At 59.9% G+C, this 20877-nt stretch carries 17 protein-coding genes; 13 read left to right on the forward strand and 4 right to left on the reverse strand.

The features are described from left to right. The first annotated feature begins 232 nt into the window (after nt 1-232). Entirely contained in the window at nt 233-649 is a 417-nt protein-coding gene (locus tag ACYZT8_RS27505; protein WP_461977380.1) for a DUF3010 family protein, read from the forward strand. A 132-nt stretch (nt 650-781) separates the two neighbouring features. Here the strand turns inward: ACYZT8_RS27505 and ACYZT8_RS27510 are convergent, their stop codons facing one another. Beyond that, a complete protein-coding gene (locus ACYZT8_RS27510; RefSeq protein ID WP_461977382.1) occupies nt 782-1726 on the reverse strand; it encodes a GlxA family transcriptional regulator in 945 nt (314 codons plus the stop codon). 211 nt (nt 1727-1937) lie between these two features. On the opposite strand from ACYZT8_RS27510, the gene ACYZT8_RS27515 reads away from it, so the two are divergent. From ACYZT8_RS27515 to ACYZT8_RS27540, 6 genes are all read left to right on the forward strand, one after another. Further along, nucleotides 1938-2882, forward strand: coding sequence for a choline ABC transporter substrate-binding protein (locus ACYZT8_RS27515; protein WP_461977384.1), 945 nt, complete (start codon nt 1938-1940; stop codon nt 2880-2882). A gap of 75 nt (nt 2883-2957) precedes the next feature. Further along, a complete protein-coding gene (locus ACYZT8_RS27520) occupies nt 2958-3845 on the forward strand; it encodes a beta-keto acid cleavage family enzyme (RefSeq protein ID WP_461977386.1) in 888 nt (295 codons plus the stop codon). A 146-nt stretch (nt 3846-3991) separates the two neighbouring features. After that, nucleotides 3992-4957, forward strand: coding sequence for an L-carnitine dehydrogenase (locus tag ACYZT8_RS27525; RefSeq protein WP_461977388.1), 966 nt, complete (start codon nt 3992-3994; stop codon nt 4955-4957). A 144-nt stretch (nt 4958-5101) separates the two neighbouring features. Then, nucleotides 5102-5578, forward strand: coding sequence for a thioesterase family protein (locus ACYZT8_RS27530; protein ID WP_461977390.1), 477 nt, complete (start codon nt 5102-5104; stop codon nt 5576-5578). Between the two features lie 14 nt (nt 5579-5592). Further along, the gene (locus ACYZT8_RS27535; protein WP_461977392.1) at nt 5593-6753 is read left to right on the forward strand and encodes a gamma-butyrobetaine dioxygenase; all 1161 of its coding nucleotides are present in this window, start codon (nt 5593-5595) and stop codon (nt 6751-6753) included. Nucleotides 6754-7121: 368 nt separating this feature from the next. Then, the gene (locus tag ACYZT8_RS27540) at nt 7122-7385 is read left to right on the forward strand and encodes a hypothetical protein (protein ID WP_046045296.1); all 264 of its coding nucleotides are present in this window, start codon (nt 7122-7124) and stop codon (nt 7383-7385) included. 135 nt (nt 7386-7520) lie between these two features. On the opposite strand, the gene gbdR is transcribed toward ACYZT8_RS27540, so the two are convergent. Together gbdR and ACYZT8_RS27550 are read right to left on the reverse strand one after the other, a co-directional pair. Then, entirely contained in the window at nt 7521-8624 is a 1104-nt protein-coding gene (gene gbdR / locus ACYZT8_RS27545) for a choline metabolism transcriptional regulator GbdR (RefSeq protein WP_438658982.1), read from the reverse strand. 572 nt (nt 8625-9196) lie between these two features. After that, nucleotides 9197-10573, reverse strand: coding sequence for an L-serine ammonia-lyase (locus tag ACYZT8_RS27550; RefSeq protein WP_461956066.1), 1377 nt, complete (start codon nt 10571-10573; stop codon nt 9197-9199). Between the two features lie 435 nt (nt 10574-11008). Here ACYZT8_RS27550 and ACYZT8_RS27555 point away from each other — a divergent pair, with 435 nt between their 5' ends. The 3 genes from ACYZT8_RS27555 to choV all read left to right on the forward strand — a co-directional run bounded on the left by ACYZT8_RS27555 (nt 11009) and on the right by choV (nt 14056). After that, entirely contained in the window at nt 11009-11968 is a 960-nt protein-coding gene (locus ACYZT8_RS27555) for a choline ABC transporter substrate-binding protein (RefSeq protein ID WP_461977394.1), read from the forward strand. 67 nt (nt 11969-12035) lie between these two features. After that, nucleotides 12036-12881, forward strand: a complete 846-nt coding sequence (gene choW, locus ACYZT8_RS27560; RefSeq protein ID WP_109635476.1) for a choline ABC transporter permease subunit — start codon at nt 12036-12038, stop codon at nt 12879-12881. Beyond that, nucleotides 12878-14056: a choline ABC transporter ATP-binding protein gene (gene choV, locus ACYZT8_RS27565; RefSeq protein ID WP_131060629.1), complete on the forward strand. Its 1179-nt coding sequence runs from the start codon at nt 12878-12880 to the stop codon at nt 14054-14056. The genes choW and choV overlap by 4 nt, the downstream gene beginning before the upstream one ends. Nucleotides 14057-14284: 228 nt before the next feature. Here the strand turns inward: choV and ACYZT8_RS27570 are convergent, their stop codons facing one another. Continuing rightward, entirely contained in the window at nt 14285-16234 is a 1950-nt protein-coding gene (locus tag ACYZT8_RS27570) for a BCCT family transporter (RefSeq protein WP_461982630.1), read from the reverse strand. 379 nt (nt 16235-16613) lie between these two features. On the opposite strand from ACYZT8_RS27570, the gene betI reads away from it, so the two are divergent. The 3 genes from betI (at nt 16614) to betA (ending at nt 20672) form a co-directional block, all read left to right on the forward strand. Further along, entirely contained in the window at nt 16614-17207 is a 594-nt protein-coding gene (gene betI / locus ACYZT8_RS27575; RefSeq protein WP_461956068.1) for a transcriptional regulator BetI, read from the forward strand. A gap of 108 nt (nt 17208-17315) precedes the next feature. Next, nucleotides 17316-18788 carry a betaine-aldehyde dehydrogenase gene (gene betB / locus ACYZT8_RS27580; protein ID WP_461977396.1) on the forward strand — a complete coding sequence of 491 codons (1473 nt, stop codon included), beginning with the start codon at nt 17316-17318 and terminating at the stop codon, nt 18786-18788. A gap of 180 nt (nt 18789-18968) precedes the next feature. After that, nucleotides 18969-20672: a choline dehydrogenase gene (gene betA, locus ACYZT8_RS27585; RefSeq protein ID WP_461977398.1), complete on the forward strand. Its 1704-nt coding sequence runs from the start codon at nt 18969-18971 to the stop codon at nt 20670-20672. Nucleotides 20673-20877 lie beyond the last annotated feature (205 nt).

A 20877-nucleotide genomic window follows, 5' to 3' on the forward strand; every position in this document is an offset into this window, starting at 1 on the left:
GCGAGATAATCATTAGATTTAATAGACTATATTTAATCTTTTATTAGACAAATTACTTATTAAAAGACAACATTTTATCTTTTATGTATAAATTTTTCCTACCCGCTCTACCGGACAAGCGCCTCGGCCAAGCCGTAAACAATCGCGGTCAGAAAATCATCGGGGCTTTTTGCATCAGGGCGGATCAACTTAAGCTGTAAGCTGCACATCACCATTCGGGGAAGGATTGAAAATGAAAATCTGCGGCATCGAAATCAAAGGCAGCGAAGCGATCATCGCCGTGGCTTCCCTGGACGGTCAGACGCTTGGCCATGTCGCCCTGGCCACCAAGAAAATCGCCCTCGACGATGACGACGAAGCCGCGAACGTCAAAGTGTTTGCCGCTCAGGTTGCGTCGTTTGTGCGCGAGAATTCCATCGACCGGATCGCGATCAAGAAACGCAGCAAGAAAGGTGAGTTCGCCGGCGGGCCGACCACGTTCAAGATCGAGGGCGTTTTTCAGTTGCTGGAGAGTTGCGAGGTGACGTTGCTGTCGCCGCAGACGATTAATGCGCAGAACAAGAAGTTTGATTTCGCACTGCCGGAGACGCTGAACAAGTATCAGCATGAGGCTTATAAAGCGGCGTGTTCGGCCCTGATGAAGAAGTAACTCAATTATCGCCGACACATAGAACCTGTGGGAGCCGGGCTTGCCCGCGATTGCGGTGTGTCAGTCAACACCAATGTTGAAAGTGCCGGCCCCATCGCGGGCAAGCCCGGCTCCCACAGGTTTCTCTGCTGTTCATGCTTTCGCAGTACGCCGGTCTTCCCTTGGACACCGTTCAAACCGCGCCCGATAACTGCGGGTGAAATACGACGGCGATTCAAACCCGCAAGCAATGCTCACTTCCAGCACACTCATGTCCGTTTGCCGCAACAACTGCCGCGCCTTCTCCAGCCTTAACCGCAGGTAGAAATTGCTCGGTGTGTCGTTCAAATGCAGGCGAAACAGGCGCTCCAGCTGCCGCCGCGTCACCTTGATCGATTCGGCTAACTCAAGCGTGCTCAGCGGCGGTTCGCTGTGCTGTTCCATCTCGCCGATCACGTGAACGAGTTTCTTGTTGCTGATGCCATACCGCGTGGCGACTTCCATGCGCTGGTGGTCTTTGCGTGGGCGGATGCGGCCGAGTACGAATTGTTCGCTGACCTGGATCGCCAGTTCCGGGCCGTGGGCCTGGGCGATGAGGTCGAGCATCAGGTCGATGGATGCTGTGCCGCCCGCAGAAGTGATGCGGCGGCGGTCGATCTCGAACAGTTCCTGGGTAACGCTGAGCTGTGGATAAGACTCCTTGAACGCGTCGATGGCTTCCCAGTGCAGGGTCAGGCGATGGCCGTCGAGCAGGCCGGCTTCGGCGAGGACGAAACTGCCGGTGTCGATGGCGCCGAGGGTCACGCCTTCGTTGTCCAGGCGGCGTAGCCAGTGTTCCAGCGCAGGAGTGGCGAACTTCAGCGGTTCGAAACCGGCGACCACCAGCAGGGTTGCACCTTTCTTCAGCGGCTCCAGCGCCGCATCGGCGTTGACCGACATGCCGTTGCTGGCCAGCACTGCCCCGCCGTCCGCGCTCAGCACATGCCAGCGATACAACTCGCCGCGAAAGCGATTGGCGACCCGCAGCGGCTCGATGGCCGAGATGAATCCGATGGCCGAGAAACCCGGCATCAACATGAAGTAGAAATCCTGGGACATGGTGCGCACTCGATTGGCAGGTAGCGAGAGGGCGGGGAGCGTGTGGACGTTGATACGCCACTTGCCGACGGCATTCAAGAGCGCAGGTCGCTGCAGTGCAAGAGCTGGTCGCCGTAGTGCGCTTTGACGGGCTTCAAGCTGCGTAACTTGGGCATCACCGGCGCACGAAGACGACCGGACCCACAATAACGAACTGCCGAGGAAACCTGAGATGAAACGACTGATCAGCAGCTGTGTTCTTGCACTCAGCGGTACCGCTTTCCTGAGCGCCAGCGTCATGGCCGCCGAACCTGCCTCATGCCAGAACGTGCGCATGGGTGTAGTGAACTGGACCGACGTAATCGCCACCAGCGCCATGACCCAGGTCCTGCTCGATGGCCTCGGCTACAACACCAAACAAACCAGCGCTTCCCAGCAAATCATCTTCGCCGGGATCCGCGACCAGCGCCTGGACCTGTTCCTGGGCTACTGGAACCCGCTGATGACCCAGACCATCACGCCTTTCGTCGACGGCAAGCAGGTCAAAGTCCTTGAAGCGCCAAGCCTGAAAGACGCTCGCGCCACTCTTGCCGTACCGACCTATCTCGCCGACAAGGGCCTGAAAACCTTCGCCGACATCGCCAAGTTCGAAAAAGAACTGGGCGGCAAGATTTACGGCATCGAGCCGGGTTCCGGCGCCAACACCCAGATCAAGGCGATGATCGCCAAGAATCAGTTTGGCCTCGGCAAATTCCAGCTGGTCGAATCCAGCGAGGCCGGCATGCTCGCCGCGGTAGATCGCGCCGTGCGCCGCAAAGAGGCTGTGGTGTTCTTCGGCTGGGCGCCACACCCGATGAACGTCAACGTGCAGATGACTTATCTCACTGGCAGCGAAGACGCGCTGGGCCCGAACGAAGGTATGGCCACGGTCTGGACCGTCACCTCGCCGAACTACGCGCAGCAATGCCCGAACATTGGCAAATTGCTGAGCAACCTGACCTACACCGCCGAAGACGAGAGCCGGATGATGCAGCCGCTGCTCGATCACAAAGACGCCTTCGAATCGGCCAAGCAATGGCTGAAAGATCACCCGCAAGACAAGCAACGCTGGCTCGAAGGCGTGACCACCTTCGATGGCAAACCGGCGGCCGAAAACCTGAAACTGACCACCAAATAAAACCCGATTGAACCACCGAATCGCAGCCCGACCGGGCTGCGAACGGAATCATCACGCCTGCAAGGAAACCGCCCCATGAACCACGACGTCATCATCACCTGCGCACTTACCGGTGCTGGCGACACGACCAGCAAGAGCCCACACGTGCCGGTCACCCCGAAACAAATTGCCGCCGCCGCGATAGAAGCCGCCAAGGCCGGCGCCACCGTCGTTCACTGCCACGTGCGCAACCCCGAAACCGGCAAGTTCAGCCGTGACGTGGCGCTGTACCGCGAAGTGATGGAGCGCATCCGCGAAGCCGACGTCGACATCATCGTCAACCTCACTGCCGGCATGGGCGGCGACCTGGAAATCGGCGCGGGCGAGAACCCGATGGAGTTCGGCCCGAACACCGATCTGGTCGGCCCGCTGACCCGTCTGGCCCACGTTGAAGAACTGCTGCCGGAAATCTGCACCCTCGATTGCGGCACCCTGAACTTCGGCGACGGCGACACCATTTACGTGTCCACACCGGCCCAACTGCGGGCTGGCGCCAAACGCATTCAAGAGCTGGGCGTGAAGGCCGAGCTGGAAATATTCGACACCGGTCACCTGTGGTTCGCCAAACAGTTGATCAAGGAAGGCCTGCTCGACAACCCGCTGTTCCAGCTGTGCCTGGGCATCCCGTGGGGCGCCCCGGCCGACACCACCACCATGAAAGCCATGGTCGACAACCTGCCAGCAAACGCAGTATGGGCCGGCTTCGGCATCGGTCGCATGCAGATGCCAATGGCGGCGCAAGCAGTACTGCTCGGCGGCAACGTGCGGGTCGGTCTGGAAGACAACATCTGGCTGGACAAGGGCGTGCTGGCGACCAACGGCCAACTGGTCGAACGCGCCTCGGAAATTCTCAGCCGCCTTGGCGCCCGCGTTCTGACGCCGGCGGAAGGCCGGGCAAAAATGGGCCTGACCAAGCGCGGCTGACCCCACCACACTTTCCCCCTGTAGGAGCGAGCCTGCTCGCGATGGCGGTATTCCTGCCGCAGATGATGCATCGGATGTACCGGCGCCATCGCCGGCAAGCCGGTTTCGCTCCCACAGTTTTTCCGAGCTAAATTCAGGAAATCGCCATGAGCTTTATCACCGAAATCAAAACCTTCGCAGCGTTAGGCAGCGGTGTCATCGGCAGCGGCTGGGTATCTCGCGCCCTCGCCCACGGCCTCGACGTTGTCGCCTGGGACCCGGCGCCAGGCGCCGAAGCCGCGCTGCGCAAACGCGTCGCCAATGCCTGGGGTGCGCTGGAGAAACAAGGCCTGGCGCCTGGCGCCTCGCAGGATCGGTTGCGCTTTGTCGCGACGATTGAAGAGTGCGTTCGCGACGCGGATTTCATTCAGGAAAGCGCCCCGGAACGCCTCGATCTGAAACTGGAACTGCACAGCAAAATCAGCGCAGCGGCCAAGCCCAATGCCTTGATCGGTTCCAGCACCTCGGGCCTGTTGCCGAGCGAGTTTTACGAGAGCTCGACGCACCCGGAACGCTGCGTGGTCGGGCACCCGTTCAACCCGGTTTACCTGCTGCCGCTGGTGGAAGTGGTCGGCGGCAAAAACACCGCACCTGAAGCGGTTCAAGCGGCGATGAAAGTGTATGAATCCCTGGGGATGCGTCCGCTGCATGTGCGCAAGGAAGTGCCGGGCTTTATCGCCGACCGTTTGCTCGAAGCGCTGTGGCGTGAGGCGCTGCACCTGGTCAACGACGGTGTGGCAACCACCGGCGAAATTGACGATGCAATCCGCTTTGGCGCGGGTTTGCGCTGGTCGTTCATGGGTACGTTCCTGACCTACACCCTGGCGGGCGGCGATGCGGGGATGCGGCACTTCATGGCGCAGTTCGGCCCGGCATTGCAGTTGCCGTGGACATACCTGCCGGCACCGGAACTGACCGACAAGTTGATTGATGATGTGGTGGACGGGACAAGTGATCAGCTGGGCAAACACAGCATTTCTGCGCTGGAGCGCTATCGTGATGATTGCTTGCTGGCGGTGCTGGAGGCGGTGAAAACCACTAAAGAGAAGCATGGGATGACCTTCAGCGAATAACCCTCCCCCCTGATCGTTCCCACGCTCTGCGTGGGAATGCAGCCCGGGACGCTCCGCGTCCCAAGAGCGGACGCAGAGCGTCCATTGAGGCATTACCACGCGGAGCGTGAGAACGATCATGCCCGATCATGCCTGGAGAGAATCATGCCCACCCTCACCACCTACCAAACCCGAATCATCCCCGACTGGGTCGATTACAACGGCCATCTGCGCGATGCCTTCTACCTGCTGATTTTCAGCTACGCCACCGACGCGCTGATGGATCGGCTAGGCATGGACAGCAACAACCGCGAAGCCAGCGGCAATTCGCTGTTCACCCTCGAACTGCACCTCAATTACCTGCACGAAGTGAAGCTCGACGCCGACGTCGAAGTGCACACCCACATCATCGGTCACGACAGCAAACGCCTGCACCTCTATCACAGCCTCCATCTGGTGGGCGATGACAAGGAACTGGCGGGCAACGAGCAAATGCTGCTGCACGTCGACCTCGCCGGGCCAAGCTCCGCACCGTTCAGCGAACAAACCCTGGGCAAGTTGCAAGCCATCATCGCCGAGCAAACTGACCTGCCCGCCCCCGCCTACATCGGCCGAGTGATCGCATTACCCCCTAAAAAATAACAAGGAGATCGCCATTGAACACCGCCGCTTTTGCCGACTTCCGTACCTACCCGTTGATCAGCGCGTTGACCGCCGTGCAAACCCTGGCAGATCGCATTCAAGTGAAGTGGGCCGACGGTCGGGTCAGTCCCTTTCATCATCAATGGCTGCGGGACAACTGCCCTTGCCAGCAATGCGTCTACACGGTGACCCGCGAGCAAGTGCTGGAAATCGTCGATGTCGCAGAAGACCTGACGCCGGCAGCGGCAAACGTCGATGCCGAAGGTTGCCTCAGCGTCGAATGGCAGGACGGCCACCTCAGCCGCTTCGATCCGGGCTGGCTGCGGGCTCACGCCTATGACGATGAATCCCGCGCCGAACGTCGGGCAGGCAAGCCAAAGTCCAGGTTGTGGAAAAGCGATTTACAGCTTCCGGTATTCGAATACCAGGCGTTGATGAACGACAACGACGCCTTGCTGCAATGGCTGCTGGCAGTGCGCGATATCGGCCTGACGCAAGTGCGCGGCGTGCCCACCGAACCCGGTTCACTGAAGCTGATCGCCCAGCGGATTTCCTTCATCCGCGAGAGCAATTTCGGCGTGTTGTTCAACGTGCAATCCAAGGCTGATGCCGACAGCAACGCCTACACCGCTTTCAACCTGCCGTTGCACAGCGACTTGCCGACCCGAGAGTTGCAACCGGGGCTGCAGTTTTTGCATTGCCTGGTCAATGACGCCGACGGTGGCGAAAGTATATTCGTCGACGGCTTTGCCATCGCCCACGCGTTGCGCGAGGAAGATCCCGAGTCATTCAAAGCCTTGAGTGAAATCCCCGTGGAGTTCCGCAACAAGGACCGCCACAGCGACTACCGCTGCCTGGCACCGATCATCGCCCTGGATGCATTGGGGCAGGTCTCGGAAATCCGCATGGCGAACTTTCTGCGTGGGCCGTTTGATGCGTCGATCGAGGACATGCCCAAGCTGTACCGGGCTTATCGCCGCTTTATTGCCATGACCCGTGAAGCGCGATTCCGGGTGATGACGCGGCTCAATCCCGGTGAGTTGTGGTGCTTCGACAACCGCCGCACCCTCCACGCCCGCAACGCCTTCGACCCCACCAGCGGCGCCCGGCATTTCCAGGGGTGCTATGTCGATCGGGATGAATTGTTGTCGCGCATCCTCGTATTGCAACGCTAGACCGCGTCATCGTTCTTCGCGGGCAAGCCCGCTCCCACAGGGATATGCGATCACTGTGGGAGCGGGCTTGCCCGCGATGGCGTCGGCACAGGCAACACAAAAAACACGATTCACAGACAAAAAAAACCCCGATCAAGCCGTGACAAGATCGGAGCTGAGGAGGGTACTGTTGAGGAGCCGTTGCGCGAGGGTGACCAAACCTTCGTGAAGCCAGCTGAATCCAGTGTGCCCACTCTCACCTCCGGCAAGTTAGCCGAAAACGACCTGTTCATAGGTATCGCGGCCATTGCGACAAATCGTCCTTGCCGACGCTAACGGCCCCTACGAGAATCGAACCACGACACCGTTCCCTGAAGAAGGATTGCGTCATGATGTACGCCGATTTGATAGACCAGGAAGACCTGCTGGGCCAACTCAAGGCGTTGGGATTTGCCGTGCCCCCAGGCGCCACCGCTGAGCAGGCCTGCGAATGCGCGGTACGGGGTTTGAACAACGAACGGGCAATGGAACTGCGGACCATGGTCAAGCAGATGTACACCAGTAGCGCGACCATCCTGCCGGCCGTGCGCCAGGCCATTGACAGGCAGTTGCTGCCTGCGTTGGCGGAGTATCAGCAGAGTCGTAGCGCCTGACAGTGATCGTTCCCACGCTCTGCGTGGGAATGCAGCCCGGGACGCTCCGCGTCCCTGCCGAAGCGGACGCAGAGCGTCCATTGAGGCATTCCCACGCAGACGGTTCGACGCCTCGACGTGGGAACGATCAGAGCATTAGAGCCTTACGCTGGCAAACGTCGATTCATTACGCGCCTGACTCAACGCCGACAACGGCCCGGACAGCGGCGACAGCACCAGCGCTTGCGGCAGCGGCATCATCGCCACCTGTTGCGTGGTGTTGGAACCTACGCGCTCGTCACGTGGCGGAATGCCGAAGTATTCGCGGTAGCACTTGGAGAAGTGCGGCGTGGACACGAAGCCACAGACCGACGCCACTTCGATGATCGACATCGGCGTTTGCTTGAGCAACTGCCGGGCACGGATCAGGCGCAGTTTGAGGTAGTAACGCGACGGCGAGCAGTGCAGATACTTCTGGAACAGGCGCTCCAGTTGACGGCGCGAAACAGCGACATACACCGCCAGTTCATCGAGGTCGATCGGCTCTTCCAGGTTGGCTTCCATCAGCGCGACGATTTCCTGCAATTTCGGCTGGTTGGTACCGAGCATGTGCTTGAGCGGCACGCGCTGGTGATCCTGCTCATTGCGGATGCGCTCGTAGACGAACATTTCCGAGATCGCGGCGGACAGTTCACGGCCGTGATCGCGGCTGATCAGGTGCAGCATCATGTCCAGCGGTGCTGTACCGCCAGAACTGGTGAAACGGTTACGGTCCAGGGTGAACAAGCGTGTGCTCATGGCCACACGCGGGAACGCTTCCTGCATCGAGGCCAGGCATTCCCAGTGCACGCTGCAATCAAAACCGTCCAGCAGGCCGGCGCAGGCCAGGGCCCAGCTGCCGGTGCAGACCGCACCGAGACGGCGGGACTGACGCGCCTGGCTTTGCAGCCACGACACGTGTTCGCGGGTAACGGTGCGCTGGATGCCGATGCCGCCGCAGACAATGATGGTGTCCAGAGGGGGCGCTTTGTGCATGGAGCAATCGGGGGTGATCTGCAGACCGTCACTGGCCCAGACTTGACCGCCATCCACGGTGAGTGTGGTCCAGCGATACAGCTCGCGACCGGACAATTGGTTGGCCATGCGCAGGGGTTCGACTGCGGAGGCCAGAGAAATAAGCGTGAAATTGTCCAACAGCAGAAAGCCGATGGATTGAGGCGCACGGTTCTGGGGTTGGGCCCCGGAGTTGGACGTCGTCATCGCGGTATCTCCTCACACAAAGCGGGTGATGGCCTCAGGCGGAGGCTCTTGTTATTGCCATCGTTCTCGCGTGGGAGACGGGCTTTGTAATGACAGAGCAATTGCCATGCCTAAAGTTGAATGGCCATTCAATAACTCCTGAAAACGACGTCGCGGCGTGTCTATATAAGCCACGTCGCGAGTGGGGGTTATAGGTGCCATTATCGACTGGAGGCGCTCTGCCCTGTTGGGCTTGAGCAAATCGGTAGCACTTGTGGGAACAGGGCTACAGCGACCTGGCGGAGAGTGTCACCGCAAGCACAGGTGACAGGCGGTAATGGCCAACCTGGATCCCTGATCTGGGAGAGGGCGCTTATCTGTAAGCGACGCGCTAAAAGGTGGCGCGTTTCGATTCGGGTGTTCACTTAGCGCGCAGTTTTGACTGGTCTTCTCTGGCAGATGATCATTCTGTGGCGAGGGAGCTTGTCGGGGCGCCGCATCGTCCCGCTGGGGCGCGAAGCGACCCTAAAATCTTTACGACTGCTGCGCAGCCGAGCGGGAGCAAGCTCCCTCGCCACAAGGTCAACCCGGTATCAGCACTCAACCGCGCTAACCGCCAACCCACCCCGCGATGTCTCTTTATATTTGTCATGCATATCGGCGCCGGTATCACGCATGGTGCGGATCACCCGGTCAAGCGAGATAAAGTGCTGACCATCCCCGCGCAGCGCCATCTGCGCCGCGTTGATGGCTTTCACCGCAGCAATCGCATTGCGCTCGATGCACGGCACTTGCACCAGCCCGCCCACCGGATCGCAGGTCAAGCCGAGGTTGTGTTCCAGACCGATTTCCGCGGCGTTGCATAGTTGCTCGGGCGTGGCACCAAGAATCTCCGCCAAGCCGGCCGCGGCCATCGCGCAGGCCGACCCGACTTCACCCTGACAACCAACCTCCGCACCGGAAATCGAAGCGTTCTTCTTGCACAGAATCCCCACCGCTGCGGCGCTGAGGAAATAGTCGACGACATTGGCGTCCGTCACCACCTCGCTGAACTTCATAAAGTAATGCAGCACTGCCGGAATGATCCCCGCCGCGCCGTTGGTCGGCGCCGTAACCATACGCCCGCCGGCAGCGTTCTCTTCGTTGACGGCCAGGGCGAACAGGTTGACCCACTCCATGGCGCTCAAGGTCGAGCCGATCACGTTTGGCTTGCCCAACTCTTGCAGGCTGCGGTGCAACTTGGCCGCACGACGGCGCACGTTCAACCCGCCGGGCAAGATGCCCTCGTGCTTGAGGCCTTGCTCCACGCAATCCTGCATGGCGCGCCAGAGTGTCATCAGGCCTGCGCGGATTTCCTCTTCGCTGCGCCAGACTTTCTCGTTGGCCATCATCAACTCTGCAACGCGCAAGTTGTGCTGCTTGCAGAGGCTGAGCAGCTCGACGGCGCTGGAGAAATCGTAAGGCAGCACGGTGCGATCCAGATCGACCACACCGCTTGAAGCCTGTGCCTCATCGACGACAAAACCGCCGCCGATGGAATAGTAGGTGTCGCGATGCAGCTCACCGTCATCGCCTTCGGCAATCAGGGTCATGGCGTTGGGGTGGAATGGCAGGTTTTCGTCGATCAGGCGCATGTCGCGAGCCCAGATAAACGGCACCGACAGGCGACCGTCGAGCAACAGCGTGTGGGTCTCGCGCAGGGTTTCGATGCGAATGCCGATTTGCGACGGATCGATCGCGTCCGGCCACTCGCCCATCAGGCCCATGATCACCGCGTTGTCGCTGCCGTGACCGATGCCGGTGGCCGACAGCGACCCATAAAGCTGAACTTCGACGCGCCGCACTTGTTCCAAAAGACCCTGCTCACGCAAACCTTGCACGAACAGCGCGGCGGCCCGCATCGGTCCCACGGTGTGCGAACTGGAAGGGCCGATGCCGATTTTGAACAGGTCGAAAACACTGATAGCCATTACTGCCGAACTCCTGGATGTGCCAACTCCAGGCGCAAAAGCGCCCAGTGACGGAGCTGCTACGCTCAAGCTGCAATCCGCCGAGATGGCCGCATCATCAGGCTTTTGCGGTGTCGTTCGACGTCTCACACCGACGCACTCATGCTCACCAACGCCGCGGGCGTTTTACGCTGCGTTTTCGCCGTTTTTTTGCGGATCAGAGGGATAAAGGGGGCTGAAAAAAGCTGTAAACGACGTCACCGACACTGGATGCGACCATCCCTGTACTGGTTACGACGCACCCTGTAGGCGTCAGATTTTCACTGGTACATGATCGTATCGACTCGATTGCAAGGCGCCGTGGTAGAGCTGTCTCCAAAACGCCATCCAACCGCAACCTATAAGTGCGGTGGTCCAGTCGGAACACTGCCAAAAAAAACACCAAGGAGTCCATCCATGAAAGGTTCCCCGTCGTTGTTGTTGGCCGCCATGCTGAGTCTGCCGTTACTGGCTCAAGCTGCAGATCCCGCTCAGTGCAGCACCGTAAACTTCTCCGATGTCGGCTGGACTGACATTACCGTCACCACCGCCACCACCAGCGTCGTTCTCGATGCCCTGGGCTACAAAACCAAAACCACGATGATTTCCGTTCCGGTGACCTACAAATCCCTGGCCGACGGCAAGAACATGGACGTGTTCCTGGGTAACTGGATGCCGACCATGGAAAACGACATCAAGGCCTACCGCGATGCCGGCACCGTGGAAACCCTGCGCGCCAACCTGGAAAACGCAAAATACACACTCGCCGTGCCCGAAGAGTTGTATAACAAGGGTCTGAAGGATTTCGCCGACATCGCCAAGTTCAAGAAAGAACTCGACGGCAAGATCTACGGCATCGAACCAGGCAACGACGGTAACCGCCTGATCCAGAGCATGATCGACAAGAACGCCTTCGGCCTGAAAGACGCCGGCTTCAAGGTGGTCGAGTCCAGCGAGGCAGGCATGCTCTCGCAAGTCGATCGCGCCCAGCGCCGCAACACCGCCGTGGTGTTCCTGGGCTGGGAACCACACCCGATGAACACGCGCTTCAAGATGAAATACCTGACTGGCGGCGACGACTTTTTCGGCCCGAACTTCGGTCAGGCGACCATCTTCACCAACACCCGCAAGGGCTACGCACAGGAATGCAGCAACGTTGGACAGTTGCTGAAAAACCTGGTGTTCACCCTCGACATGGAAAGCACGCTGATGGGCAACGTCCTGGACGACAAAATGAAGCCTGACGCGGCCGCCAAGGCCTGGCTGAAAAAGAATCCACAAGTCCTCGATACCTGGCTCGCTGGCGTGACCACCATTGACGGTAAACCAGGCCTGGAGGCCGTGAAAGCCAAGCTCGCCGAGCCTTTGAAACAGTAAGATCGGTTATGCCGGGCGGGTGCGCCCGCCTGGCTGTTTATTTCCTTGCATGCGGACGTTCACTACCATGCTGATTGATCAGAAAATACCTCTAGGCCAGTACATCGCGGGCTTCGTTGAATGGTTGACGCAACACGGCGCCAACACCTTCGACGCAATCGCTGTGTCACTGGAAACGATGATCCACGGCGTGACTTTCGCGCTGACCTGGTTCAACCCGCTGGCATTGATCGGCCTCATCGCGCTACTGGCACACTTCATTCAACGAAAGTGGGGCCTGACTGTTTTTGTCATCGCCTCCTTCCTGCTGATCCTCAATCTGGGGTACTGGCAGGAAACCATGGAAACCCTCGCCCAGGTGTTGTTCGCCACCCTGGTCTGCGTGGTCATCGGCGTGCCGTTGGGCATCGTCGCCGCGCACAAACCGATGTTCTACACACTGATGCGGCCGGTGCTCGATCTGATGCAGACCGTGCCGACCTTCGTGTACCTCATTCCTACCCTGACCCTCTTCGGTCTGGGTGTGGTCCCGGGACTGATCTCGACGGTAGTGTTCGCGATTGCCGCGCCTATCCGCCTGACTTACCTGGGTATCCGTGATGTTCCCGCAGAACTGATGGACGCCGGCAAAGCCTTCGGCTGCTCACGCCGTCAACTGCTCGCACGCATCGAACTGCCCTACGCCATGCCAAGCATCGCGGCCGGTATCACCCAGTGCATCATGCTGTCGTTGTCGATGGTGGTGATCGCGGCACTGGTGGGCGCCGACGGCCTGGGCAAACCCGTGGTCAACGCACTGAACACTGCTGATATCGCCTTGGGCTTCGAAGCCGGCCTGGCGATCGTATTGCTGGCGATCATGCTCGACCGTATCTGCAAACAACCCGACGCTAAAGTAGGGGGTGACGCATGAGCATTATTCGCTTCGAAGACGTCGACGTAATCTTTTCCAAAGACCCGCGAGAGGCGCTCAAGCTTCTTGACCAAGGCATGACCCGCGACCAGATCCTGAAAAAGACCGGGCAGATTGTCGGCGTTGAAAAAGCCAGCCTGGACGTCGAAAAAGGTGAAATCTGCGTATTGATGGGCCTGTCCGGCTCCGGCAAATCGAGCCTGCTGCGCTGCATCAACGGCCTCAACACCGTCAGCCGCGGCAAGCTGTTCGTCGAGCACGAAGGCAAGCAGATCGATATCGCTTCCTGCACCCCGGCAGAACTGAAAATGATGCGCACCAAGCGCATCGCGATGGTGTTCCAGAAGTTCGCCCTGATGCCTTGGCTGACAGTGCGCGAGAACATCAGTTTCGGTCTGGAAATGCAGGGTCGCCCGGAAAAAGAACGGCGCAAACTGGTGGACGACAAGCTTGAGCTGGTGGGCCTGACCCAGTGGCGCAACAAGAAACCCGACGAGCTCTCCGGCGGCATGCAGCAACGTGTGGGCCTGGCCCGCGCGCTGGCGATGGACGCCGACATTCTGCTGATGGACGAACCGTTCTCGGCACTCGACCCACTGATCCGCCAGGGCCTGCAAGACGAACTGCTGGAACTGCAAAGCAAGCTGAACAAAACCATCGTGTTCGTGAGCCACGACCTCGATGAAGCCCTGAAGCTGGGTAGCCGTATCGCGATCATGAAAGACGGCCGGATCGTCCAGTACAGCAAGCCGGAAGAGATCGTGCTGAACCCGGCGGACGACTACGTGCGCACCTTCGTCGCGCACACCAATCCGCTGAATGTTCTGTGCGGTCGCAGCCTGATGCGCACCCTGGACAACTGCAAACGCATCAACGGCTCTGTGTGCCTCGATCCGGGTGGCGATTCGTGGCTGGACCTGGCCGAGGGCAACACCATCAAAGGCGCCCGCCAGAACGGCGCGAGCCTGGACCTGCAGAACTGGATTCCGGGGCAAGCGGTTGAAGGTTTGGGTCGTCGGCCGACGCTGGTGGACTCGAACATCGGCATGCGCGATGCGCTGCAGATTCGTTATCAGACGGGCAACAAGCTGGTGCTGCACGACAACAACAAGGTTGTCGGGATTTTGGGTGACAGCGAGCTGTACCACGCGTTGCTCGGCAAGAACCTGGGGTAAGGCAGCAGACACAAAAACGCCGCGAGAGGATCGCGGCGTGATCGTTCCCACGCTCCGCGTGGGAATGCATCCGGTGACGCTCCGCGTCACGATTCAAAAGCGGACGCAGAGCGTCCGGGGCGGCACTCCCACGCAGAGCGTGGGAACGATCAACGAGGCACAAAAAAGGGGCTCAACTTGAGCCCCTTTGCGTTCCTACGCAGAGCGCAGGAACGATCATCGCGTTACTCAGCTATAAACCCGGCCAAGGAGCTGCCGATGGCTTTCAAACTGATCGAGCACGTCACGGGTGATCTGATCCTGAGTGAAGCCCATCAAGTCATAGTCCTGGCTGCCGTTGTGCAGGTACACCTCGGCGCGGTAGTAACGTGCGCGCGGTTCATCAGCACTTTCAGCCGAAACCGTGTCGCTCGCCGCCGCCAGATAGCCATCCAGGCTCACTTCGTAGACAAAAGGGTTGCCCTCTTCCATCTCGATCCGCACGCCCATGCAACGCTTGGACTTGCCCAGCAACGTTTGCACGTCCAGACCCTGGGTACGCAATTGCACGGCCGCATCTTCCAGCGCCGGGCTGACTTGTTTGTCCATGAAACGCTGGACGATCGACTGGTTCGGTTGCAGGTCCAGCTGCGTCAGACGCTCACTGAAACCACGACGACCGCGTGCCGCCAGTTCCGCTTGCTCCTGTTCGATCTGCACGTCCTGGCGCATCGCCTTGTGCAAGCCGAACATAAAGAACACCAGCACCACCGAGAACGGCAGACCGGCCAGCACCACCATGGTTTGCATGGCTTCGAAGTTACCGGCGAACAGCAGGCCGATGGTCACCAGCGTGATCACCGCCGACCAGAAGATCCGCAGCCAGTGCGGAGCGTCTTCGTCGACGTTACCGCCCTTGCACGAAAGGTTGGCCATCATCACCGCGCCGGAATCCGCCGGGGTCAGGAACAGCACGAATCCGACGAAGATCGACACGCCGATCACAATCTTCGACGCCGGGTAATGCTCAAGCAATTGGTAAATCGCCATCGACGGCTGTTCGAGCGCCGTCTTCCCGAGCTCCACCGCCCCATGGTTCATCACCAGGTCCAGGGCCGAGTTACCGAAGATCGACAGCCATGCCAGGGTGAAGCCCAGCGGAATCAGCAGCACGCCGGCCACCAGTTCACGCACGGTGCGACCGCGGGAAATACGCGCGATGAACATGCCTACGAATGGAGCCCAGGAAATCCACCAGGCCCAGTAGAACAGAGTCCACAGGCCCATCCAGCGCTCGCTCTTCTCGCCACTGCCTTCGTACACATAGAGGTCGAAGGTTTTCAGCACGATACCGTTGAGGTAGTCGCCGACGTTCTGCACGAAGCCGTTCAGCAAGTGCAGCGTCGGGCCGAACAGCAGCACGAAAATCAGCAGGCCGCTGAACAGCACGATGTTGAGGTTGGACAGACGGCGAATGCCGTTTTCCACGCCGGACACGGCGGCGATGGTCGCCACGGTGCTCATCACGATGATCACGATCAGCAGGTTGGTGTTGTTGTGCTCCATGCCGAACAGGTTTTCAAGGCCCGAGGACACTTGCAGCGAACCAATCCCCAGGTTCGTCACCAGACCCAGCAGGGTCACGAACATGCCGAAGCCGTCCACGGCGTGACCGGCCGCGCCTTTGACCCAACGCTCGCCTACCAGCGGATACAACGCCGAACGCAACGCCAGCGGCTGGTTATGACGGTAAGCAAAGTAAGCCACGGCCAGGCCGACCAACGCGTAGATCGCCCAGCCATGCAGGCCCCAGTGCAGGAACGTCAGCTGTACCGCCTGACGTGCGGCAAGGTTGCTGCCGGCCACGCCTTCCGGCGGATTGAAGTAGTGATCCAGCGGCTCGGAAGCACCGAAGTACAGCAGCGAGATGCCGATACCCGACGAGAACAGCATCCCCGCCCAGGCGCCGTAGCTGAAGTCCGGGGTGTCATCCTTGCTGCCCAGCTTGAGTTTGCCGTAGGACGAAAACGCCAGGCCAACGACAAATACCAGGTAGGCGGCGATCACCACCATGTAGTACCAGCCGAAGCTGCGGGACAACCAGGCCTGGGCGATGCCGAGCAATCTGCCGGCCTCTTGCGGGGCGATGATCAGAATGGCGGTCAACAACAGGATCAGCGCGGTAGAGGTGTAGAACACCCAACCGTTGACCGTCACCTTCTCGGGTGGGGTCTTTATAAGAGAGGCAGAACTCATGGCACAGATGCTCCAGGCAGTGCGAGAGAAGAACACAAGGCAACGCGGTACCCGACTAATCGGTTAGTTGGCAGCCGACCGACGGGTGATATAAAGACACCCCGAAAAAAGCCCGAAGCCCGGGAGCGCCATTGCGCGTGGGTTTCGAGCGATTTCGGATGTCGTTTTTCCGCCCACTACACGTAGGAAAAACCTGTAGGCAGCGACGATTTGTCGCAGATCTTATTCTTTGTTGATTGAACGTTCAATCAAAACAAAATAGACTGGCCCTCAATCCGATAGACGTTTGACGCCCATCGGAAGGCCTAAGGAGATGTGCAAGATGCCCAAGGTCGGTATGCAACCCATCCGCCGCCAGCAATTGATCGAAGCCACATTGCAGGCCGTCGATCAGGTCGGAATGGGGGACGCCAGCATTGCGCTGATCGCCCGTTTGGCCGGTGTCTCGAATGGCATCATCAGTCACTATTTTCAGGACAAGAACGGCCTGATCGCTGCCACGGCGCAGTACCTGATGAGTGTCCTCAGCGAGAACGTCACCGCGCGCCGTCAGGCGCTGACAGATGACAGCCCGCGGGCGCATCTGCAGGTGATCATCGAAGGCAACTTCGACGCCAGCCAGGTCAATGGCCCGGCAATGAAAACCTGGCTGGCCTTCTGGGCCACCAGCATGCACCACCCGTCTTTGCACAGGTTGCAGCGGATCAACGATCACCGCCTGTATTCCAACCTGTGCTGCCAGTTCCGCCGCGTATTGCCGCTCGATGATGCGCGCAGTGCAGCCCGGGGCCTGGCAGCCCTCATTGACGGTTTGTGGTTGCGCGGCGCGCTGTCGGGAGATGCTTTCGACACCGGGCAAGCGCACCAGATCGCTTACGAATACATGGATTTTCAACTGGCCAAGCAGGTGAGTTAGAGCACACATAACCGCTCAACCCCTGAACCGCCACTGATCAGCGTTGCCCAAAGCTATAGGGCACGCCCGGTGGCCAACGCCAACCACTTATGCACTTGCGAGGACTTTATGGCCCGTTTCGAACTGCAAAAACTCTACATCGATGGCGGCTACAGCGACGCCAGCAGCGACGCCACTTTCGAAGCCATCAACCCGGCTAACGGTGAAGTCCTCGCAAAAGTACAACGTGCGACCAAAGAAGACGTCGAGCGCGCCGTTGTCAGCGCCGAAAAGGGCCAGAAAATCTGGGCCGCGATGACCGCCATGGAGCGTTCGCGCATCCTGCGCCGTGCCGTGGACATCCTGCGCGAACGCAACGATGAACTGGCCGCCCTGGAAACCCTGGACACCGGCAAGTCGTACTCCGAAACCAAGTACGTCGACATCGTCACCGGTGCTGACGTGCTGGAATACTACGCAGGCCTGGTCCCAGCCATCGAAGGCGAGCAAATCCCTCTGCGCACCACTTCGTTCGTCTACACCCGTCGCGAGCCGTTGGGCGTTGTGGCCGGTATCGGCGCGTGGAACTACCCGATCCAGATCGCCCTGTGGAAATCCGCCCCTGCCCTGGCAGCCGGTAACGCGATGATCTTCAAGCCAAGCGAAGTCACTTCCCTGACCACGCTGAAACTGGCCGAGATCTACACCGAAGCAGGCCTGCCAGCCGGCGTGTTCAACGTCCTGACCGGCAGCGGCCGCGAAGTCGGCACCTGGCTGACCGAGCACCCACGCATCGAAAAAATCTCCTTCACCGGCGGCACCGACACCGGCAAGAAGGTCATGGCCAGCGCTTCCGCGTCTTCGCTGAAAGACGTGACCATGGAACTGGGCGGCAAATCCCCGCTGATCATCTTCGACGACGCCGACCTCGATCGCGCCGCCGACACCGCGATGATGGCCAACTTCTACAGCTCCGGTCAGGTCTGCACCAACGGCACACGCGTATTCGTGCCGAGCCACCTGAAAGCGGCTTTCGAAGCCAAGATCGCTGAGCGCGTTGCCCGCATCCGTATCGGCAACCCGGAAGACGAAAACACCAACTTCGGCCCACTGGTCAGCTTCGCCCACATGGAAAGCGTGCTGGGTTACATCGCCAAAGGTAAGGAAGAAGGCGCTCGCGTTCTGTGCGGCGGCTCCCGCCTGACCGAAGGCGAATTCGCCAAAGGCGCATTCGTGGCACCAACTGTGTTCACCGACTGCACCGACGAGATGACCATCGTTCGCGAAGAAATCTTCGGCCCGGTGATGGCGATCCTGACTTACGACACCGAAGAAGAAGTGATCCGTCGTGCCAACGACACCGACTTCGGCCTGGCCGCTGGCGTCGTCACCAAGGACCTGAACCGCGCTCACCGCGTGATTCATCAACTGGAAGCCGGTATCTGCTGGATCAACGCCTGGGGCGAGTCCGACGCGAAGATGCCGGTTGGCGGCTACAAGCAGTCGGGCGTGGGCCGTGAGAACGGCATCAGCTCGCTGAACAACTTCACACGCATCAAATCGGTACAGGTCGAACTGGGCGATTACGCCTCGGTGTTCTAAGCCCCGAGTTTTGTATTGCCTGTAAGGCCGCCTTCGCTGGCAAGCCAGCTCCCACAGGTTTGGTGTCGCCCACCAAATCTGTGGCATCCCCAATCCCTGTGGGAGCTGGCTTGCCAGCGATTCGAGTGCGCAGCACTCGCCGAGGCCCGACCTGGACCACTATCAAAGAGGGTGCATTTAATGTCCCAAGAATTCGATTACATCATCATCGGTGCCGGCTCGGCCGGTAACACCCTGGCGACCCGTCTGACTGAAGACGAAGGCGTCACCGTCCTGCTGCTCGAAGCAGGCGGCCCGGACTACCGTTTGGATTTCCGCACGCAAATGCCAGCGGCATTGGCGTTCCCGCTGCAAGGTCGTCGCTACAACTGGGCCTACGAAACCGATCCAGAGCCACACATGGACGGTCGCCGGATGGAGTGCGGTCGCGGCAAGGGCCTCGGCGGTTCTTCGCTGATCAACGGCATGTGCTACATCCGCGGCAACGCGATGGACTACGACAACTGGGCCAAATTGCCAGGTCTGGAAGACTGGGATTACCTGAACTGCCTGCCGTATTTCCGCAAGGCCGAAACCCGCGACATCGGCCCTAACGACTACCACGGTGGCGACGGTCCGGTCAGCGTGACCACCCCGAAAGCGGGCAACAACCCGCTGTTCCACGCGATGGTTGAAGCAGGCGTGCAAGCCGGTTACCCGCGCACCGAAGACTTGAACGGTTACCAGCAAGAAGGCTTCGGCCCGATGGACCGTACCGTGACGCCGAACGGCCGTCGCGCCAGCACCGCTCGCGGTTACCTGGACACGGCCAAGAAGCGTTCGACCCTGACCATCGTCACTCACGCCCTGACCGACAAGATCTTGTTCGACGGCAAGCGTGCAGTCGGCGTGCGTTACTTGATCGGCGCCGCTGAAGAGCGCGTTGAAGCCCGCGCCCGCAAAGAAGTGCTGCTGTGCTCCGGCGCCATCGCTTCGCCGCAGATTCTGCAACGCTCCGGTGTCGGCCCGGCCGAACTGCTGAACAAGCTCGACATCCCGGTGGTCCATGACCTGCCAGGCGTCGGCGAAAACCTGCAGGATCACCTCGAGTTGTACCTGCAGTACGCCTGCACCCAACCGGTCTCGCTGTACCCGTCGCTGCTCTGGTACAACCAGCCAGCCATCGGTGCCGAGTGGCTGTTCAACGGCACCGGCATCGGCGCCAGCAACCAGTTCGAAGCCGGCGGTTTTATCCGTACCCGCGAAGAATTCGATTGGCCAAACATCCAGTATCACTTCCTGCCGGTTGCGATTAACTACAACGGCAGCAACGGTGTGAAAGAGCACGGCTTCCAGGCGCACATGGGTTCCATGCGTTCGCCGAGCCGTGGTCGCATCCAGGCCAAGTCCAAGGATCCGCGCGAGTACCCGAGCATCCTGTTCAACTACATGGCCACCGAGCAGGACTGGCAGGAATTTCGCGATGGCATCCGCCTGACCCGTGAAATCATGCAACAGCCTGCACTGGACGCTTTCCGTGGCCGCGAAATCAGCCCGGGCATCGATGTGCAAACCGATGAGCAGCTGGACAAGTTCATCCGCGAGCACGCCGAAACCGCGTTCCACCCGTCCTGCTCGTGCAAGATGGGCACCGACGACATGGCCGTGGTCGATGGCGAAGGTCGTGTGCATGGCATGCAAGCCTTGCGTGTGGTCGATGCCTCGATCATGCCGATCATCACCACCGGCAACCTGAACGCGCCAACGATCATGATCGCCGAGAAAATCGCCGACAAGATCCGTGGTCGCCAGCCGTTGCCGCGTAGCAAGGCTGACTACTTCGTGGCCGGCGATGCGCCGGTGCGTGGCAAGCCGTTGCGGGATGTGAGCCTGACTGCCCAGTAACCTCCTCTGATCGTTCCCACGCTCTGCGTGGGAATGCATCCCGTGACACTCTGCGTCACAAAGCGGACGCAGAGCGTCCATGGCGGCGTTCCCACGCAGAGCGTGGGAACGATCACCACACCTTCGTAATCCCTTCCTACACCGCTCCGCCCTTGATCCTACCCCCCGCCCAGGCCTAATCTAGCGCCACGCAAACGTTTCACCC

The sequence above is a fragment of the Pseudomonas sp. LB3P93 genome (assembly GCF_054898025.1).

Excerpts from the sequence above, each read along its gene's own strand:
- ACYZT8_RS27505 (WP_461977380.1), top strand. The coding sequence starts at position 233 with ATGAAAATCTGCGGCATCGAAATCAAAGGCAGCGAAGCGATCATCGCC.
- ACYZT8_RS27510 (WP_461977382.1), bottom strand. The coding sequence starts at position 1,726 with ATGTCCCAGGATTTCTACTTCATGTTGATGCCGGGTTTCTCGGCCATC.
- ACYZT8_RS27515 (WP_461977384.1), top strand. The coding sequence starts at position 1,938 with ATGAAACGACTGATCAGCAGCTGTGTTCTTGCACTCAGCGGTACCGCT.
- ACYZT8_RS27520 (WP_461977386.1), top strand. The coding sequence starts at position 2,958 with ATGAACCACGACGTCATCATCACCTGCGCACTTACCGGTGCTGGCGAC.
- ACYZT8_RS27525 (WP_461977388.1), top strand. The coding sequence starts at position 3,992 with ATGAGCTTTATCACCGAAATCAAAACCTTCGCAGCGTTAGGCAGCGGT.
- ACYZT8_RS27530 (WP_461977390.1), top strand. The coding sequence starts at position 5,102 with ATGCCCACCCTCACCACCTACCAAACCCGAATCATCCCCGACTGGGTC.
- ACYZT8_RS27540 (WP_046045296.1), top strand. The coding sequence starts at position 7,122 with ATGATGTACGCCGATTTGATAGACCAGGAAGACCTGCTGGGCCAACTC.
- gbdR (WP_438658982.1), bottom strand. The coding sequence starts at position 8,624 with ATGACGACGTCCAACTCCGGGGCCCAACCCCAGAACCGTGCGCCTCAA.
- ACYZT8_RS27550 (WP_461956066.1), bottom strand. The coding sequence starts at position 10,573 with ATGGCTATCAGTGTTTTCGACCTGTTCAAAATCGGCATCGGCCCTTCC.
- ACYZT8_RS27555 (WP_461977394.1), top strand. The coding sequence starts at position 11,009 with ATGAAAGGTTCCCCGTCGTTGTTGTTGGCCGCCATGCTGAGTCTGCCG.
- choW (WP_109635476.1), top strand. The coding sequence starts at position 12,036 with ATGCTGATTGATCAGAAAATACCTCTAGGCCAGTACATCGCGGGCTTC.
- choV (WP_131060629.1), top strand. The coding sequence starts at position 12,878 with ATGAGCATTATTCGCTTCGAAGACGTCGACGTAATCTTTTCCAAAGAC.
- betI (WP_461956068.1), top strand. The coding sequence starts at position 16,614 with ATGCCCAAGGTCGGTATGCAACCCATCCGCCGCCAGCAATTGATCGAA.
- betB (WP_461977396.1), top strand. The coding sequence starts at position 17,316 with ATGGCCCGTTTCGAACTGCAAAAACTCTACATCGATGGCGGCTACAGC.
- betA (WP_461977398.1), top strand. The coding sequence starts at position 18,969 with ATGTCCCAAGAATTCGATTACATCATCATCGGTGCCGGCTCGGCCGGT.